Annotated in this window: 16 protein-coding genes and 1 riboswitch; of the genes, 12 read left to right on the top strand and 4 right to left on the bottom strand. The window is 69.5% G+C overall.

All coding sequences use genetic code 11. From position 1 onward, the window contains the following. Nucleotides 1-105: 105 nt before the first annotated feature. Entirely contained in the window at nucleotides 106-1,485 is a 1,380-nt protein-coding gene (locus tag ACFY04_RS01665) for a cysteine desulfurase/sulfurtransferase TusA family protein (RefSeq protein ID WP_389113699.1), read from the bottom strand. 389 nt (nucleotides 1,486-1,874) lie between these two features. Between ACFY04_RS01665 and coxB the strand changes: the two genes are divergently transcribed. From coxB to ACFY04_RS01645, 4 genes are all read left to right on the top strand, one after another. Beyond that, complete coding sequence (gene coxB, locus ACFY04_RS01660; protein WP_301371635.1) at nucleotides 1,875-2,849, top strand: cytochrome c oxidase subunit II; 975 nt, start codon at nucleotides 1,875-1,877, stop codon at nucleotides 2,847-2,849. Then, nucleotides 2,846-4,576 carry a cytochrome c oxidase subunit I gene (gene ctaD, locus ACFY04_RS01655; protein ID WP_373038822.1) on the top strand — a complete coding sequence of 577 codons (1,731 nt, stop codon included), beginning with the start codon at nucleotides 2,846-2,848 and terminating at the stop codon, nucleotides 4,574-4,576. The genes coxB and ctaD overlap by 4 nt, the downstream gene beginning before the upstream one ends. Further along, on the top strand, nucleotides 4,573-4,971 hold the full coding sequence (locus ACFY04_RS01650) for a cytochrome c oxidase subunit 4 (RefSeq protein ID WP_030291781.1): 399 nt from the start codon (nucleotides 4,573-4,575) through the stop codon (nucleotides 4,969-4,971). Before ctaD ends, ACFY04_RS01650 begins: the two co-directional genes overlap by 4 nt. 125 nt (nucleotides 4,972-5,096) lie before the next feature. Beyond that, entirely contained in the window at nucleotides 5,097-6,344 is a 1,248-nt protein-coding gene (locus ACFY04_RS01645; RefSeq protein ID WP_389113698.1) for an Ig-like domain-containing protein, read from the top strand. 116 nt (nucleotides 6,345-6,460) lie between these two features. Here ACFY04_RS01645 and ACFY04_RS01640 read toward each other — a convergent pair whose 3' ends face one another. Then, nucleotides 6,461-6,862 carry a hypothetical protein gene (locus ACFY04_RS01640; RefSeq protein ID WP_266597477.1) on the bottom strand — a complete coding sequence of 134 codons (402 nt, stop codon included), beginning with the start codon at nucleotides 6,860-6,862 and terminating at the stop codon, nucleotides 6,461-6,463. Nucleotides 6,863-7,061: 199 nt separating this feature from the next. Between ACFY04_RS01640 and ACFY04_RS01635 the strand changes: the two genes are divergently transcribed. From ACFY04_RS01635 to ACFY04_RS01610, 6 genes are all read left to right on the top strand, one after another. Further along, the gene (locus ACFY04_RS01635) at nucleotides 7,062-7,682 is read left to right on the top strand and encodes a heme-copper oxidase subunit III (protein WP_266390758.1); all 621 of its coding nucleotides are present in this window, start codon (nucleotides 7,062-7,064) and stop codon (nucleotides 7,680-7,682) included. Nucleotides 7,683-7,758: 76 nt separating this feature from the next. Beyond that, nucleotides 7,759-8,568 carry a c-type cytochrome gene (locus tag ACFY04_RS01630; RefSeq protein WP_389113697.1) on the top strand — a complete coding sequence of 270 codons (810 nt, stop codon included), beginning with the start codon at nucleotides 7,759-7,761 and terminating at the stop codon, nucleotides 8,566-8,568. Beyond that, a complete protein-coding gene (locus tag ACFY04_RS01625) occupies nucleotides 8,565-9,623 on the top strand; it encodes a Rieske 2Fe-2S domain-containing protein (protein WP_389113696.1) in 1,059 nt (352 codons plus the stop codon). The genes ACFY04_RS01630 and ACFY04_RS01625 overlap by 4 nt, the downstream gene beginning before the upstream one ends. Then, on the top strand, nucleotides 9,620-11,245 hold the full coding sequence (locus ACFY04_RS01620) for a cytochrome bc complex cytochrome b subunit (protein ID WP_389113695.1): 1,626 nt from the start codon (nucleotides 9,620-9,622) through the stop codon (nucleotides 11,243-11,245). Before ACFY04_RS01625 ends, ACFY04_RS01620 begins: the two co-directional genes overlap by 4 nt. A gap of 179 nt (nucleotides 11,246-11,424) precedes the next feature. Then, nucleotides 11,425-12,489 (top strand): anthranilate phosphoribosyltransferase, encoded by a 1,065-nt coding sequence (gene trpD, locus ACFY04_RS01615; RefSeq protein ID WP_389113694.1) that lies wholly within the window; start codon nucleotides 11,425-11,427, stop codon nucleotides 12,487-12,489. Nucleotides 12,490-12,580: 91 nt separating this feature from the next. Then, nucleotides 12,581-12,697: riboswitch (SAM riboswitch) on the top strand. A 223-nt stretch (nucleotides 12,698-12,920) separates the two neighbouring features. After that, nucleotides 12,921-14,330 (top strand): aminotransferase class V-fold PLP-dependent enzyme, encoded by a 1,410-nt coding sequence (locus tag ACFY04_RS01610; RefSeq protein ID WP_389113693.1) that lies wholly within the window; start codon nucleotides 12,921-12,923, stop codon nucleotides 14,328-14,330. Nucleotides 14,331-15,136: 806 nt separating this feature from the next. On the opposite strand, the gene ACFY04_RS01605 is transcribed toward ACFY04_RS01610, so the two are convergent. Beyond that, on the bottom strand, nucleotides 15,137-15,418 hold the full coding sequence (locus ACFY04_RS01605) for an Lrp/AsnC family transcriptional regulator (RefSeq protein ID WP_030013053.1): 282 nt from the start codon (nucleotides 15,416-15,418) through the stop codon (nucleotides 15,137-15,139). Then, nucleotides 15,415-16,149, bottom strand: coding sequence for a rhomboid family intramembrane serine protease (locus ACFY04_RS01600; protein WP_389113692.1), 735 nt, complete (start codon nucleotides 16,147-16,149; stop codon nucleotides 15,415-15,417). The genes ACFY04_RS01605 and ACFY04_RS01600 overlap by 4 nt, the downstream gene beginning before the upstream one ends. 124 nt (nucleotides 16,150-16,273) lie before the next feature. On the opposite strand from ACFY04_RS01600, the gene ACFY04_RS01595 reads away from it, so the two are divergent. Beyond that, a complete protein-coding gene (locus ACFY04_RS01595; RefSeq protein WP_008738811.1) occupies nucleotides 16,274-16,513 on the top strand; it encodes a hypothetical protein in 240 nt (79 codons plus the stop codon). A gap of 40 nt (nucleotides 16,514-16,553) precedes the next feature. After that, a complete protein-coding gene (locus ACFY04_RS01590) occupies nucleotides 16,554-17,918 on the top strand; it encodes an NYN domain-containing protein (RefSeq protein WP_301374747.1) in 1,365 nt (454 codons plus the stop codon). Nucleotides 17,919-17,946: the final 28 nt, after the last annotated feature.

The raw sequence follows: 17,946 nt of genomic DNA, 5'->3' as shown, positions 1-17,946 counted from the left end.
CCTCGCCGGCGTTTGGGCCCGGCCCCATTCAGCCCGGCGCAGCTGGATCGGTGCGGGTGGGGCGGGGCCGACCCGGCGGGGCCGACCCGGCCGGGCCGGGCCGGGTCAGGCCGCTCGGCGGACCGTGTAGGCGGAGCCGACCTCGCGGGGGGTCTCGCCCACATACGTGTGGCCCCGCATCGCGCACCACGCCGGGATGTCCAGCCGGGCCACCTCGTCGTCGGAGACGACCGTGACGGTCCCGCCCACCGGGACCGTCACGATGGCCCGGGCCAGTTCGATCACCGGCTGGGGGCACCGCAGCCCGAGCGCGTCGAGCTCCAGGGAGTCCGCCACCGGAGCCACCGCCGGGGGCTCCGACACGCCGAGCCGTTCCCGTACGTCCGCCACCGCGCGCGGCAGCACCTCCAGGAACGCGTTGACGTCCTCCGCCGGGGTCCCCGGCGGCAGGGACACCCGTACGTTCCCCTCCGACAGCACGCCCATCGCCCGCAGCACGTGACTGGGGGTCAGCGTGGAGCTCGTGCACGAGGAGCCGGAGGAGACCGAGAAGCCGGCCCGGTCCAGCTCGTGCAGCAGCGTCTCCCCGTCGACGTACAGGCAGGAGAAGGTGACCAGGTGCGGCAGCCGCCGTTCCGGATCGCCCACCACCTCCACGTCCGGGACCAGCCGCACCACCCGCCGCCGGATGCGGTCCACCAGGACCCGCAGCCGGGCCGCCTCCGCGTCCGCCTCGGCCCGTACGGCCCGCAGGGAAGCCGCCGCGGCCACGATCGCGGGCAGGTTCGTGAAACCGGGGGAGCGTCCCGACTCCCTCTCGTCCGCGGGGCCTTGGGGGGAGAAGCGCACCCCCTTGCGGACCGCCAGCAGGCCGACCCCGGGCGGGCCGCCCCACTTGTGCGCACTCGCGGCCAGTACGGACCAGGCGCCCTCCACCGGACCCCAGCCCAGCGACTGGGCCGCGTCCACCAGCAGCGGCACTCCGGCGGCCCCGCAGACCTCGGCCACCTCCGCCACGGGCTGGATGGTGCCCACCTCGTGGTTGGCCGACTGGAGGCAGGCGAGGGCACTCTCCGGGGCGAGCGCGTCCGCGTACGCGGCGGGCGTCACCGCGCCCCACCGGTCCACCGGGACCTCGGTCACCGTCCCGCCGTGCGCCTCGTGCATCTCGGCCGCGTGCAATACAGAACTGTGTTCGACCGCCGATACGACCAGATGACTTCCGACGCGCCGGCGCCCCGCGAGGACCCCCGCCACCCCCGTGTGAACCGCGTGCGTCCCCGAAGGAGTGAACACGAGCTCGTCGGCCCGGCATCCCACGGCCTCCGCGGCGGCCTCCCGCGCCGCGTCCAGCAGCAGCCGGGCGCGCCTGCCCTCCCGGTAGAGCCGGGCCGGATCGGCCCAGCCCTCGTCCAGGGCGGCCTGCAACGCCTGGCGGGCCACGGGGTGCAGGGGAGCGGCGGACGCGCTGTCGAAGTACGGCATCCGGTCACCGTAAGGCAGGGGCCGTGCGGAGCACGCCGTTGAGGGGTGGTGGTCGGGCGACGGGTGGGCAGGGGTCGTGCGGAGCACGCCGGTGGGGGGCGGTGGTCGGATGACGGGTGGGCGGGGCCCGGAGCGTTCGAGGTCAGGGGGCGTCAGATGTGCTCCGGAGCCCGCCATTCAGGGTCATTCGTGCCGTCCCCCGGACGGCGGATCCATCCCTTCGGGGGCAGTAGCGGCGCGTTGGGCACCCTCCCCGCGCGACCCCAAATAGCGTCCAGTAGGGTTTGGTCCGCATAAACATCCAAACCCCTGCCTGCGTCAGGGCCGGCGACCGACCCGAACACGGCCGCGGCCGGCCGCGCGGGCCGAGACTCTCGGGAAGGCGCTACGTGAGTCCCTACGGCTCCGACCGCTCGCCGCGGCGCCCGATGCGGCGGAAGCTGCTGCAGGCGCTGACTGCGGGCGTGGTCCTGGCGACCGCCACTGGTTGCTCGTATACATGGAAAGACTTCCCCCGCCTCGGAATGCCGACTCCGGTAACCGAGGAGGCGCCGCGCATCCTCTCCCTGTGGCAGGGATCCTGGGCGGCCGCGCTGGTCACGGGCATCCTCGTGTGGGGCCTGATCATCTGGAGCGTCATCTTCCACCGGCGCAGCCGGACGAAGATCGAGGTCCCCGCGCAGACCCGGTACAACATGCCCATCGAGGCGCTGTACACCGTGGTCCCGCTCATCATCGTCTCGGTGCTCTTCTACTTCACCGCTCGTGACGAGTCGAAGCTCCTGGCCCTCACCCCGAAGCCGCCGCACACGATCAACGTGATCGGCTTCCAGTGGAGCTGGGGCTTCAACTACGTCGAGAACGTCGACGGCGACGCGGCGACCCCGAAGGCGGGCGCGGTCCCCAAGGAGCTGGCCTCCATCCCGGACCGCTTCACCAAGGACTTCCCGGCGGGCGCCGAGGGCGTCTACCAGAAGGGTGTCCCGGGGGACAAGAACCCCCAGACGGGCAACCCGGGTCCGACCCTGGTCCTCCCCAAGGGCGAGAAGGTCCGTTTCATCCTGTCGTCGAACGACGTGATCCACTCCTTCTGGGTGGTCCCGTTCCTGTTCAAGCAGGACGTCATTCCGGGCCACACCAACGTCTTCGAGGTCACCCCGTCCGAATACGGCACCTTCATGGGCAAGTGCGCCGAGCTCTGCGGCGTTGACCACTCCCGGATGCTCTTCAACGTCAAGGTGGTCTCCCCCGAGGAGTACCGGGCGTACCTGAAGGATCTGGCGGAGAAGGGTCAGACCGGCTACCTCCCGGCCGGCATCCAGCAGACCGACCCGGCCCGGAATGCGGAAGTGAACAAACTGTGAGCATCCTCAACGAATCCCAGGGTGCCGCCGCCGACTCGTATGAGAACGAGCTGCCGGTACGGCGCAAGCAGCCGGGCAATGTGGTCGTGAAGTGGCTGACCACGACCGACCACAAGACCATCGGCACGATGTACCTGGTCACGTCGTTCGTGTTCTTCATCATCGGCGGCGTGCTGGCGCTCTTCATGCGCGCCGAGCTGGCCCGTCCGGGCACGCAGATCATGTCGAACGAGCAGTTCAACCAGGCGTTCACCATGCATGGCACGATCATGCTGCTGATGTTCGCCACCCCGCTCTTCGCGGGCTTCGCCAACTGGATCATGCCGCTGCAGATCGGCGCGCCCGACGTGGCGTTCCCGCGGCTGAACATGTTCGCGTACTGGCTGTACCTCTTCGGCTCGACCATCGCGGTGGCCGGCTTCGTGACGCCGAACGGCGCCGCGGACTTCGGCTGGTTCGCCTACTCCCCGCTGTCGGACGCGGTCCGGTCGCCGGGCATCGGCGCCGACATGTGGATCATGGGTCTGGCCTTCTCCGGCTTCGGAACCATCCTCGGCTCGGTCAACTTCATCACCACGATCATCTGCATGCGCGCACCCGGCATGACGATGTTCCGCATGCCGATCTTCACCTGGAACGTGCTGCTGACCGGTGTCCTGGTCCTGCTCGCCTTCCCGGTGCTGGCCGCCGCACTCTTCGCGCTGGAGGCCGACCGCAAGTTCGGTGCGCATGTGTTCGATGCCGCGAACGGCGGCGCATTGCTCTGGCAGCACCTCTTCTGGTTCTTCGGGCATCCAGAGGTGTACATCATCGCGCTGCCGTTCTTCGGAATCGTCTCCGAGATCATCCCGGTCTTCAGCCGTAAGCCGATGTTCGGCTACATCGGCCTGATCGCCGCGACGATCGCGATCGCGGGCCTCTCCGTGACCGTGTGGGCCCATCACATGTACGTCACCGGTGGTGTGCTGCTGCCGTTCTTCTCCTTCATGACCTTCCTGATCGCGGTACCGACCGGTGTGAAGTTCTTCAACTGGATCGGCACCATGTGGAAGGGCTCGCTGTCCTTCGAGACCCCGATGCTCTGGACGATCGGCTTCCTGGTCACCTTCACCTTCGGTGGTCTGACCGGCGTCATCCTGGCCTCGCCCCCGATGGACTTCCACGTCTCCGACTCGTACTTCGTCGTCGCGCACTTCCACTACGTCGTCTTCGGCACCGTGGTGTTCGCGATGTTCGCCGGCTTCCACTTCTGGTGGCCGAAGTTCACGGGCAAGATGCTGGACGAGCGCCTGGGCAAGATGACGTTCTGGACGCTGTTCATCGGCTTCCACGGCACCTTCCTGGTGCAGCACTGGCTGGGTGCCGAGGGCATGCCGCGTCGTTACGCGGACTACCTCGCCGCCGACGGTTTCACCGCGCTGAACACGATCTCGACGATCAGCTCGTTCGTGCTCGGCCTGTCGATGCTGCCGTTCATGTACAACGTCTGGAAGACGGCCAAGTACGGCGAGAAGATCGAGGTCGACGACCCGTGGGGTTACGGCCGTTCGCTCGAGTGGGCGACGTCCTGCCCGCCGCCGCGGCACAACTTCCTCACCCTGCCGCGGATCCGTTCCGAATCCCCGGCGTTCGACCTGCACCACCCTGAGATCGCGGCCCTCGACCACCTCGAGGACCACAGCGTCGCCGCCAAGGCCGTCACCGGTGGCAAGGAGGCCGACAAGTGAAGATCCAGGGCAAGATGTTCCTCTGGCTCTCCTTCTTCATCCTGATCATGGCCGTCGTGTACGGCGTGTGGTCGAAGGAGCCCGTCGGTACCACCGCGCTCTTCCTGGCCTTCGGCCTGAGCGTCATGATCGGCTACTACCTGGCCTTCACGGCCAAGCGTGTCGACGAGATGGCCCAGGACAACCTGGAGGCCGACGTCGCCGACGAGGCGGGCGAGCTGGGGTTCTTCTCCCCGCACAGCTGGCAGCCGCTCTCGCTGGGCATCGGCGGTGCGCTCGCGTTCATGGGCGTCATCTTCGGCTGGTGGCTCATGTACTTCTCGGCCCCGATCATCGTGATCGGCCTGTGGGGCTGGGTGTACGAGTACTACCGCGGTGAGAACCAGAACCAGTAGCAGCACCTTCGCGGCCGCGCCGCGCAGCACTTGGGGCCCGGGCACCTCCTTCGGGAGGAGCCCGGGCCCCTCGTTTGCAGTCACCCCGCGCGCCGGATTTGTCATACTTTCATAGCGTTGGCTCCATGAAGCACTCACCGCGTCTTTGGACGGTACTCAGCTGCTCCCTGCTGGTCGCGTCCCTCGGGGCCGGCGCCACCGCATGCGGGTCCGGCGACAAGAACCCGCTGTCAGCCCGCCCGTACGACGCGGGCGATCAGGTCGCCTTCAACCAGAGCGCCGGCAACCGCCCCGTGAACCCCGACCGGCCCCTCGAAATCACCGCCAAGAGCGGCGGCGGCCGGATCACCGATGTGCTGGCCGTGGACACCCACGGCCGCCGCCTGGCGGGCGAACTGAGCGCCAAGGGGGACCGCTGGCACAGCACCACCCCGATGGCCTCAGGCGTCCGCTACACGGTCACCGTGAGCACCGAGGACGAGCGGGGCGCCCCCGGGCAGCGCACGCTCACCTTCGACACCACCCCCTCCAAGGGGATCCTGAAGGTCGAGTTCGGCCCGGACGAGGGCAAGTACGGCGTCGGGCAGCCCGTCACCGCCGAACTCAGCGAGCCCGTCAAGGACAAGGCCGCCCGCGCCATCGTGGAACGGGGCCTCGTCGTCGACACGCCGCCCGGCGTCGAGGGCGCCTGGCACTGGGTGGACGACAAGAACCTCCACTACCGGCCCAAGGACTACTGGCCCGCCAACTCCGCCGTCTCCGTGCGGAGCAACCTGGAAGGCGTCAGGATCACCGACGAGCTCCACGGGGCCGTCGCCAAGCCGCTGAAGCTGGAGATCGGGGACCGGGTCGAGGTCACCACCGACGCCTCCTCGCACTACCTCACGTTCCGGCGCAACGGAGAAGTGATCAACACCATTCCGGTGACCACCGGAAAGCCCGGCTTCTCCACCCGCAACGGCATCAAGGTGGTGCTGGGCAAGCAGTACTACGTACAGATGCGCGGGGACACCGTCGGCATCGGCGGCAGCGAGTACTACAACCTGCCCGTCTACTACGCCACCCGCGTCACCTGGAGTGGTGAATACGTCCACGCCGCGCCGTGGTCCGTCGGCTCCCAGGGCTACGAGAACGTCAGCCACGGCTGCACCGGCATGAGCACCGGCAACGCCGCCTGGTTCTACGAGAACATCACCGAGGGCGACGTCGTCAAGGTGATCAACAGCATCGGCGACGACATGGACGTCTTCGGCAACGGCTTCGGCGACTGGAACATGGACTGGAAGGACTGGCGCCAGGGCAGCGCCCTGCTCAAGGGCACCCAGGAAGGCCGCAGCCCGGTCGACCAGGCCCGCCTGCGCCCCACCGTCTAGGTGGCCCCGGGCCGCCCCCTCCCCCCGGACGCCGTCCGGGGGGAGAATCCCGGCTCATTCACCCGTACGGGCCCCTGCGGGGCGCACACGGGCACACGCGGGGCCCGTAGGACGGATCAGGCGTCCAGGGACAGACGGGTCCTCAGGAGGCCCGCCAGGGTGTCCGCGAACTGCACCGGGTCCACCGGAAGGGTCACGGCGGCGTCCGCGCGGCTCCACGTGGCCAGCCAGGCGTCCTGCGGGCGCCCCATCAGCAGCAGCACCGGCGGACACCGGAAGATCTCGTCCTTGATCTGCCGGCACACACCCATGCCTCCGGCCGGAACGGCCTCGCCGTCCAGCACGCACACGTCGATTCCGCCCGCGTCCAGCTCCGTCAGGACCGCCGGCAGCGTCGCGCACTCCAGGAACTCCACCGGCGGCAGGTCCGCGGCGGGCCTGCGTCCTGCCGCCAGCCGCACCTGCTCCCGGGTGCCCGCGTCGTCGCTGTAGACCAGAACCCGCGCAGTCGCCCGCATTTCGTTCCTCCACGTGGCCGTGAATCACGTTGATGTTGCGCGGGATGCTACTCCTCCCGGTGCGCCGTCAACATCGGTTCGAACATGTCGCAGGTGGCGGCGTGCAGGGCTCGTCTGATGGGCCGTTCGGGCCTTGCACACGCCCCTGACACTCCGAACGGCACCCCCCGGGGTGAGGGCGGGATAAGCGACCGACATAATGTCGGTCGTGGCGACAGCAACGACAGTAGATACCGGGCACGCGCACCCGACGGTCAACCGGCCGAACCTCGTCAGCGTCGGAACCATCATCTGGTTGAGTTCCGAGCTGATGTTCTTCGCGGCCCTCTTCGCGATGTACTTCACCCTGCGATCCGTGATGGGTCCCGAGTTCTGGACGAAACAGGCCGAGGCCCTGAATCTTCCCTTCTCGGCGACGAACACGACGATCCTGGTGCTTTCCTCGCTCACCTGCCAGCTCGGCGTATTCGCCGCCGAGCGCGGTGACGTGAAGAAGCTCCGGACGTGGTTCATCATCACGTTCGTCATGGGTGCGATCTTCATTGGCGGCCAGGTGTTCGAGTACACCGAGCTGGTCAAGCATGAGGGCCTGTCCCTCTCGTCGGACCCCTACGGCTCGGTGTTCTACCTGACCACCGGCTTCCACGGTCTGCACGTGACGGGCGGTCTCATCGCCTTCCTGCTGGTCCTCGGCCGGACGTACGCGGCCAAGAGGTTCACCCACGAACAGGCCACGTCGGCCATCGTCGTGTCCTACTACTGGCACTTCGTCGACGTCGTCTGGATCGGCCTCTTCGCGACGATCTACCTGATCAAGTAGCGAACACGTCACCGGGCAAGACCCGGCACTCCATCCAGACACACCGACGCAGAAGATCCTGACACCGGGGTAATCCGTGAAAAAGCTCTCCGCACGACGACGCCATCCGCTGGCGGCGGTCGTCGTTCTACTCCTCGCGCTGGCGGCCACTGGGGGGCTGTACGCCGCCTTCGCCCCCGCGGGCAAGGCGCAGGCCGATGAAACCGCCCAGTCCCTCGCCATCGAGGAGGGCAAGAAGCTCTACGCCGTGGGTTGCGCAAGCTGCCACGGAACCGGCGGTCAGGGTTCCTCTGACGGCCCGAGCCTGGTCGGCGTCGGCTCCGCGGCCGTCGACTTCCAGGTGAGCACGGGCCGCATGCCCGCCCAGCAGCCCGGCGCCCAGGTGCCGAAGAAGCCCGTCATTTACGAACAGGCGCAGATCGACCAGCTGGCCGCGTACATCGCGTCCCTCGGCGCCGGTCCGATCACGCCGACCGCGAAGCAGTACGACCCGGCGGGCGCCGACATCGCCAACGGTGGTGAGCTCTTCCGCAACAACTGCGCGCAGTGCCACAACTTCACCGGCGAAGGCGGCGCGCTGACGAACGGCAAGTACGCCCCCAACCTTGAGGGCGTCTCGCCGAAGCACATCTACGAGGCCATGCAGACCGGCCCGCAGAACATGCCCTCCTTCCCCGACAGCACCATGCCGGAGAAGCAGAAGAAGGACATCATCGCGTACCTGGAAAACGTCAACGGCGAGAAGTCGACCAGCCCCGGCGGCCTGAAGCTCGGTGGCCTCGGCCCCGTCTCCGAGGGTCTGTTCGGCTGGATCTTCGCCCTGGGTGCGCTGATCGCTGTCGCCGTCTGGGTCGCGGCCCACACCGCTAAGGCCAAGAAGTCATGAGTAGCCAAGAGATTCCCGAAGAGAAGCACCTGCCGAGCGAGCAGGGCGACACCCACCACGGTGGCGTAGCGGTCGCGGACGACCCGTTCGCCGACCCGGGCCTGCCGGTCCACAAGCCCCGCATCCAGGACATCGACGAGCGGGCGGCGAAGCGCTCCGAGCGCACCGTCGCGATGCTCTTCATCCTGTCGATGCTGGCGACGATCGGCTTCATCGCGTCCTACGTGATCTTCCCGGTCGACAAGATCGTCTACATCTTCCCCATCGGGAAGGTCAGCGCGCTCAACTTCTCCCTGGGCATGACCCTGGGCGTGGCCCTCTTCTGCATCGGCGCGGGCGCGGTCCACTGGGCCCGCACCCTGATGTCCGACGTGGAGGTCGCCGCCGAGCGCCACGAGATTGCCGCTCCGCCGGAGGTCAAGGCGCAGGTCCTGCAGGACTTCGCCGACGGTGCGAACGAGTCCGGCATCGGCCGGCGTCCGCTGATCCGCAACACGCTGCTCGGCGCGATGGCCATGGTGCCGCTCGCCGGCGTCATGCTGCTGCGCGACCTGGGCCCGCTGCCGGAGGAGAAGCTCCGCAAGACCCTGTGGGCCAAGGGCAAGCTGCTCATCAACGACAACACCAACGAGCCGCTGCGTCCCGAGGACGTGCTCGTCGGGTCGCTGACCTTCGCCAGGCCGGAAGGCCTGGAGGAGGAGCAGCACGACTTCCAGGTCCAGATCGCCAAGGCCGCCCTGATGATCGTCCGTATCCAGCCGGACGACATCAAGGACAAGAAGGAACTGGAGTGGTCCCACGACGGGATCGTGGCCTACTCCAAGATCTGCACCCACGTCGGCTGCCCGATCAGCCTGTACGAGCAGCAGACGCACCACGTGCTCTGCCCGTGCCACCAGTCCACCTTCGACCTCTCCGACGGCGCCCGTGTCATCTTCGGCCCGGCCGGTCACGCGCTTCCGCAGCTGCGGATCGGCGTGAATGACGAAGGCTTCCTCGAAGCGCTTGGCGACTTCGAAGTGCCCGTCGGTCCTGCATTCTGGGAGCGCGGATGAGCACCAGCGACAACAACGAGCGCAAAGCGCCGGCCGGCGAGCGCGTAGCGGACTGGGCGGACGGCCGCCTGGGCATCTACGGCCTGGCCAAGGCCAACATGCGCAAGATCTTCCCGGACCACTGGTCCTTCATGCTGGGTGAGATCTGCCTCTACAGCTTCATCATCATCATCCTCACGGGTGTGTACCTGACGCTGTTCTTCCACCCGAGCATGAACGAGGTCGTGTACCACGGCTCGTACGTGCCGATGCAGGGCGTCATGATGTCCGAGGCCTTCGCCTCGACGCTGGACATCAGCTTCGACGTCCGCGGTGGCCTGCTGATCCGTCAGATCCACCACTGGGCGGCACTGATCTTCGTCGCGGCGATGATCGTGCACATGATGCGCGTCTTCTTCACCGGCGCGTTCCGCAAGCCCCGTGAGGTCAACTGGATCTTCGGCTTCCTGCTGCTGGTCCTCGGCATGTTCACCGGCTTCACCGGTTACTCGCTGCCGGACGACCTGCTCTCGGGTACCGGTGTCCGCTTCATGCAGGGCGCCATCCTGTCCGTCCCGGTCGTCGGCACGTACCTGTCGATGTTCCTGTTCGGCGGGGAGTTCCCGGGCGGCGACTTCGTCGCGCGGTTCTACTCGGTGCACATCCTGCTGCTGCCCGGCATCATGATGGGCCTGCTCGTGGCCCACCTGATCCTGGTCTTCTACCACAAGCACACCCAGTTCGCGGGTCCCGGCAAGACGAACAACAACGTCGTCGGCATGCCGCTGCTGCCGGTCTACATGGCCAAGGCCGGAGGCTTCTTCTTCCTGGTCTTCGGTGTCATCTCGGCCGTCGCGGCCATCGCCACGATCAACCCGATCTGGGCGCTCGGCCCGTACCGCCCGGACCACGTGTCCACCGGTGCGCAGCCCGACTGGTACATGGGTATGCCGGAAGGCCTGATCCGAGCCATGCCCGGCTGGGAGATCAACATGTGGGGCCACACGCTCGTCCTGGGCGTGTTCATCCCGCTGCTGCTCTTCCCGCTGGTGCTCGGTGCGATCGCCGTCTGGCCGTTCATCGAGTCCTGGGTCACCGGGGACAAGCGCGAGCACCACATCCTGGACCGCCCGCGCAACGTCCCGACCCGCACGGCCTTCGGTGTCGCCTGGATCGCGGAGTACATCGTGCTCCTCATCGGCGGTGGCAACGACATGTTCGCCCAGTACTTCCACCTGTCGATCAACTCGATCACCTGGTTCGTCCGGATCGGCTTCTTCGTCGTCCCGGTCCTCGCCTTCATCGTCACCAAGCGGATCTGCCTCGGCCTCCAGCGCCGGGACCACGACAAGGTGCTGCACGGTCGCGAGACCGGCATCATCAAGCGCCTGCCGCACGGTGAGTTCGTCGAGGTCCACGAGCCGCTCCCGGCGGGCCAGCTGCACAAGCTCACCGCGCACGAGCAGTACAAGCCGATCGAGATCGGCCCGACGGTCGACGAGAACGGTGTCGAGCGCAAGGTGAAGGCCACCGAGAAGCTGCGCGCGAAGCTCAGCAAGGGCTTCTACGGCGAGAACAACCAGATTCCGAAGCCCACGGCGGAGGAGTACAAGGAGATCCAGGCCGGCCACGGCCACCACTGATCTCCGTATGAACGCATGAGGGACTGATTTCGGTCAGTCCTGGTGTCGCCACGGCGAGAGCCCCGTCCAGTGTCTGGACGGGGCTCTTTGCCGTAACCGGGGCTGGATAGGCTGAACCCTGACCGATCAGACGTGGGCGCCAGAGAATGGGGACGGCCCACCGACAGCAGGAGCGGACCATGAACGTTGCGACCCCGGCAGGCGGCGACAGCGTGGCGGCCCGTGGCTGGCCGGGCCTTCTCGACGCTCTGCTGACCGGCCAGGACCTGCGCGCGGAGGACACCGCCTGGGCCATGGACCGGATCATGCGGGGGGAGGCCACCGACGCCCAGATCGCCGGCTTCACGGTCGCGCTGCGGGCCAAGGGGGAGACGGTCGAGGAGATCAACGGCCTCGTACGGGCGATGTACGCGCACGCCAACCTGATCGAGGTGCCCGGCCGGACGGTGGACATCGTCGGCACCGGCGGCGACGGGGCCAAAACGGTGAACATCTCCACGATGTCGGCGGTCGTGGTGGCCGGTACCGGCGCCAAGGTCGTCAAGCACGGCAACCGGGCCGCGTCCTCCGCGAGCGGCTCCTCGGACGTCCTGGAGAAGCTCGGGGTGAACCTCCACCTGAGCCGGGAGCGGGTCGTGGAGGTCGCCGAGGAGGCGGGCATCACCTTCTGCTTCGCCGTGAAGTTCCACCCGGCTCTGCGCCATGTGGCCGCGGCCCGCAAGGAACTGGGCATCCGGACCTTCTTCAACGCGCTGGGCCCGCTGACCAACCCGGCCCGGGTGCGCGCCCAGGCGACCGGCGTGGCCGATCCCCGGATGGCCCCGATCATCGCGGGCGTGCTCGCCGAGCGGGGCTCCTCCGCGCTGGTCTTCCGCGGTGACGACGGCCTGGACGAACTGACCACGACGTCGACCTCGCGCATCTGGTGGGTCGGCGACGGCAAGGTCTCCGAGCGGGCCTTCGACCCCCGTGACGTGGGCATCTCCCTGGTCGACGTCTCCGCCCTGGCTGGCGGGGACCCCTCGTACAACGCGGACGTGGCCCGCCGCCTGCTGGCCGGCGAGACCGGACCGGTCCGCGACGCCGTGCTGCTGAACTCGGCGGCGGCCCTGGTGGCCCTCGACCCGGGCCCGGGCAGCCTGGAGGAGCAGATCACGGCCGGTATCGCCCGTGCGGCGGAGTCCATCGACTCGGGTGCGGCGCGGGCCGCCCTGGAGCGCTGGGTGACGGCCAGCAACGCGTAGCGGTGTGAGAACGGCGTGAAAGCGACGACCCCGGTCCGCCATTCGGACCGGGGTCTTGCGTTCGGTCGATCTTGTGGCAGGATGCTGGACAGGTCACGAGTGACAGCGTTTAGGCCCCGGCTTGCTGTCCGGCAACCCTCCTTCCGTGGCGGGGTGCCCCGGGTGATGACCAGGTCGTAGGCAGCAAGGCCTACGGCAAGCGCGGATCCCTCGACACCAGGGGTCCTGGTCTTCTCGAGGAGCTTTTTCCGTGAGCAAGCGAATGCGATAGGGCGACTCCGCCCCTACTTCAACCCTCGGATCAGGGTCACTTCCGTGTACCCCCGCCCACCGCGGTCCGAGGACTCTCCCGTACCCCGGACGGCCGCAGCGCCGTACCCGCGTACGGGCACACCGAAGCCATTCAGCCCTGCCTGCCGGGAGATACCGCCATGTCCGCAACCCTGAACGCCGCCGTCGCCACCGCCGCCGCAGCCACCGTCGACCCCGCCTGTGCCGAGCCGCTCGCGGTCCTCGGCCGCGACGTCACGGTCCCGCTCGTCACCGGGGGCGAGGTCACCTACGCGGCCCTCGACTACGCGGCCAGCGCCCCCGCCCTGCAGCGGGTCTGGGACGACGTGGCCGCGTACGCCCCGTACTACGGCAGCGTGCACCGCGGCGCCGGGTACCTCTCGCAGCTCTCCACCGACCTCTTCGAGCAGAGCCGGGTCACCGTCGCCGAGTTCCTCGACTGCCGCCCCGCCGACCAGGTCGTCTTCACCCGGTCCACCACCGACTCGCTGAACCTGCTCGCCGCCGTACTCCCCGCCGGCTGCCAGGTGTTCGTCTTCGAGACCGAGCACCACGCCTCCCTGCTGCCGTGGGTCGACGCACAGGTCACCTACCTCAACGCGCCGCGCACCCCCGCCGAGGCCGTCGCCACCCTGGAGCGGGCGCTCGCCGACCGCGACCCGTACGGTCCCGCCCTGGTCTGCGTCACCGGCGCCTCCAACGTCACCGGCGAGCTGTGGCCGGTCAAGGAACTCGCCGCCGCCGCGCACGCCCACGGCGCGCGCATCGTGCTGGACGCCGCCCAACTCGCCCCGCACCACCGCGTCTCCGTGCAGGAGCTGGACGTCGACTGGGTCGCCTTCTCCGGGCACAAGCTGTACGCGCCCTTCGGCTCGGGCGTGCTCGCCGGACGCGCGGACTGGCTGCAGGAAGCGCAGCCGTACCTGGCCGGCGGCGGGGCCTCCCGCAAGGTGGCCCGGCGCGAGGACGGCGGCGTGGACGTCGAGTGGCACACCACCGCGGCCCGCCACGAGGCCGGCTCCCCGAACGTCATCGGCGTCTACTCCATCGCCTCGGCCTGCAAGGCCCTGACCGAGGCCGGCTTCGAGAACCTCGTCGCCCGCGAGCAGCACCTCATCGCGAAGGTCCGGAGCGGCCTGGCGGAGGTCCCGGCGGTCCGGATCCTCTCCCTCTTCGGGGACGACGCCCCGCGGGTCGGCGTCATCTCCTTCGTGGTGGACGGCTGGAACAGCTCCCACTTCGCCGCCGCGCTGTCCGCCGAGTACGGGATCGGCGTCCGCGACGGCCTGTTCTGCGCCCACCCGCTGGTCCGCACCCTGCTGGGCAGCGAGCCGCAGGCCCAGGGCGAATGCGGAGCCCCCGAGGCGGCGCCGGGGGAGCGCTCGCTGAACGCGATCCGCGTCAGCTTCGGCGCGGGCACCCCGGACGAGCACGTGGAGCGGTTCGTCCGCGCGGTGCGGGAACTCGTCGCGGACGGCGCGAAGTGGCAGTACCGCACGGAGGAGGGCCGCTGCGTGTCGGCCGTGTCCTTGCAGGGTGCTCGGCGGTAATCGGCGCGCGGGGCTTGGCAGCCGGCTCGGCGGTGTGGATTCCTCCTGCCGAGGCGGGCCGCCTCAATCGCCGGCGGGGCCGGTGCCCCTGCGGGTTGCCCTGCGGGTTGCCCTGCGGGCGGCTCGGGGGTGTACGGCGGGTCCGGATCCACGCCGGGCGCTGCCCGGACCCGCGCCTCAATCGCCGGCGGGGCTTGGTGGTGTGGCTTCCCTGCCGAGGCGGGTCGCCTCAATCGCCGGCGGGGCTTGGTGGTGTGGGTCGGTGCCCCGCACGAGGGTCTCCTCGGCTCGCGCCAGGCGGCCGTGGTTCTGCCAGACGGCCTGGGTTGCGCGCTCGTCCTGCGGGGACCCTCCTGCGTGTCCCCGCCCCACGGCAGGGCTTCGACAGACCGGCTCCCATCCCCCGTGGGCTTCGACAGCCTGAGGGGTGGGGGGCGGGGTGGGGTGTCCCCGCAGGACGAGCGCGCGACCACCGGGTACAGCCGAGACATGCCCGCACGCGCCGAGCCGAGGAGACACCCCGCCCCGGCACCCCGCCCCGCCCCCTTGCCGACAGGCCCGCCACTTCCAGCCCCGCCACCACCGAGGCGCGGGCCCGCATCTTCAGCCCCGCCGGCGTTTGAGGCGCGGGTCCGGGCAGAGCCCGGCGTGGATCCGGCCGAGCCGCACACCGCCAAGCCGCCCGCAGGGCAACGGCGCGGGTCCGGGCAGCGCCCGGGATACGGCGCGGCCGAGCCGCACACCGCCGAGCCGCCCGCAGGGCGACGGGCAGAGCCCGGGCCGTACCGCAGACCGCGCCGGAGGCGTTACGCGTCGAGACCGATCGCGAACGCCGCTTCCAGGTCGTGCTGCGAGTACGTGCGGAAGGCCACGTGGGTGTCCGTCGCCTCGACGCCCGGGATCTTGCTGATGCGGCCGGGGATGATGTCGGCCAGGTTCTCGTGACGGGCCACGCGGACCAGCGCGATCAGGTCGTACGTCCCCGTGACGGAGTAGACCTCGCTGACGTTTTCGAGGGCGGCGATGGACTCGGCGATCTCGGGGATCCGGTCCACGCTGGTCTTGATGAGCACGATCGCGGTGATCACGGCTGGCTGTCTCCCTCGGTGGCCGTCGCTGGTCGCCTCACTCTAGTCGTACCCCGATAGCGGGCCCACGCGTAGAGGAACCCGAGCGAGAAGCCCACCAGATGGGCCAGATAGGCGACCCCCGGCCCGCTGCCGGCCCGCTGCGCCGCCACCCACTGGAGGGCGAACCAGAACAGCAGCACCATCCACGCGGGGAACCGCAGCGGCAGGAAGAAGAGGAACGGGAACAGGCTCGTCACCCTCGCGCGCGGGAGCAGGAAGAGGAAGGCGCCCAGCACGGCCGAGATGGCTCCGGAGGCCCCGATCAGTGTCTGCGGGGAGCCCGCGTTGGCCGCCGCGTACGCCGCCATCGCCAGGTACCCCGTACAGAGGTAGAAGACGAGGAACGCCGGACGGCCCATCCGTTCCTCCGCCATTGCGCCGAAAACGTACAGAAAGAGCATGTTCCCGAGCAGATGCAGCCAGCTGCCGTGGACGAACAGCGCGGTCAGCGGGGTCAGCCAGGCGCGGGGGCTGCCCGTGAAGAGCTCGTCGGGGACCACGCCCCAGCGCCGGAAGTAGGCCGTCCCGGCGGACAGCAGCTCTTCCCCCGTCCCGTAGGCCGGGTTGAGTCCCGAGGCCGGGCCGAGTACGAACACCACGGCGCAGCCCGCGATCAGCGCATGGGTGACCACCGGTCCCCGGGCGGCCTCGCGAACGGTCCGCCACCTTACGATCATGTGACAGAGCATGACGCAAGGGGACCCACCTGAAGCGGTGGCAGGCCGTAGGGTTACGAGCTGCGGTCCGCAGGACGACGCATACGGCGGCGCGGACGGCTTTAATTGAATCAGCTACGAAGGAGAGAGCGGCCTGATGACGGTTCCCCTGCCGACCGACACCACCCGGTGGCGCTGCACCCTGTGCGGCAATCTCACGCGCTTCGACGTGACGCGTTCGTCGAAGGTCGTGGAGTACGTCCACCTGGACCTCGCCGGGGAGCCCAAGGTCGAGGAGCGCGAGGTGGTCAATGAGACTATCGAGTCGGTCCGCTGCCGCTGGTGCAACGCGGTGGACCAGATCGAGCTCGTGGACAGGCCGGGCGCGGACTCCTGACGGAGGCGCACCCACAGGAAGATCACGGTAGGGGTGACGGATTGTGGAGCCAGCAAGCGGCGCTGAGCCGGCCGATGCGGCCGGCGACGCCGCCGAGGCGCTCGACCACCCGCTGCCGGAAGGCGTGCGGCGCCGGGTCGTCGCGCTCGTCTCGGACGCCTTCGGCGGACTGACGGTCGCGGACCTCCCGGCGCAGCTGCGCCAGTACGCCCGGTTCACCCCGACCCGGCGCGCCAAGTTCGCCGGCAACGCCATGGCCGCGGCGGTCGAGACCGACGCCGTGTTCCGGAGCCGGGTCGCCGAGAAGCTGCGTGAGGCGCAGGCCGACCTGGCCGCCGCGCTGGAGGCCGGCGCGCCCCCGGCCGCCGCGGATCCGCTGGACGTGGCGGCCGCCGCCTTCATCCTGCGGCCGGCCGGCTGGGTCAAGCTGGTGGCCGCCGCGGGCGAGGAGGCGCAGCGCGCCGATGCCGAGCGGGTCGGCGAGGAGACCCGGCGCGAGCTGGAGCGGCTGCGCGAGGAGCTGGCCCACGCACGGGAGCTGCAGCGCGCGGGCGGGGAGCAGGTCCGGGTCGAACTGGACGCGGCCCGCAAGGAAGCGGAATCGCTTCAGCGCAAGCTGCGCAGCGCCCTCAGCGACGTCAAGCGGGGTGACGCGGCCCTGCGCAAGGTGAATGCGGAGATCGACGGGATCCGCGGTGACGCGGCCGCCCGGGTGGCCGCCGCCGAGAGCGAGACCCGGCGGCTCAAGGCCCGTCTCGCGGAGGTGGAGACGGCGCTGGAGACCTCGCGCCGCGCCACCCGCGAGGGGCGCAGCATCGAGGACATGCGGCTGCGGCTGCTGCTGGACACCGTGCTGGACGCGGCCCAGGGGCTCCGCCGGGAGCTGGCCCTGCCGCCCGTCTCGACGCGTCCGGCCGACACCGTGGACGCGGTGGAGCCGGGCCGGATGACGCCGAAGGACATCGCGGCCCGGGCCCTCTCGGAGACCGATCCGGCGTTGCTGGACCAGTTGTTGGCACTGCCTCAGGCCCATCTGGTGGTCGACGGGTACAACGTGACCAAGACGGGCTATCCGACGATGCCGCTGGAGAAGCAGCGGCTGCGGCTGCTGGGCGGGCTGTCGATGCTGGCCGCGCAGACGGGCGCGGAGATGACCTGTGTCTTCGACGGGGCGGAACTGGCGGCCCCGGTGCTGCTCGCGCCGCCGCGCGGGGTGCGGGTGCTGTTCTCCAAGGCCGGAGTGACGGCGGACGAGCTGATCCGCCAGTTGGTGCGTGCGGAACCGCCCGGCCGGCCGGTGGTCGTGGTCTCCACGGACCGGGAGGTCGCCGATGGGGTGGCCAAGGCGGGTGCCCGGCCCGTGACGTCCGCTTTGCTTCTGAAGCGGCTTTCGCGCGTTTCATAACTCCTTGCCGCAATGCCCGAATTGGTGG

The organism is Streptomyces sp. NPDC001549, from assembly GCF_042894025.1.
Taxonomy (GTDB): domain Bacteria; phylum Actinomycetota; class Actinomycetes; order Streptomycetales; family Streptomycetaceae; genus Streptomyces; species Streptomyces kutzneri.
The sequence above is the reverse complement of the archived record's forward strand: the minus strand, read 5'-3'. Positions and strand labels throughout refer to the sequence as shown.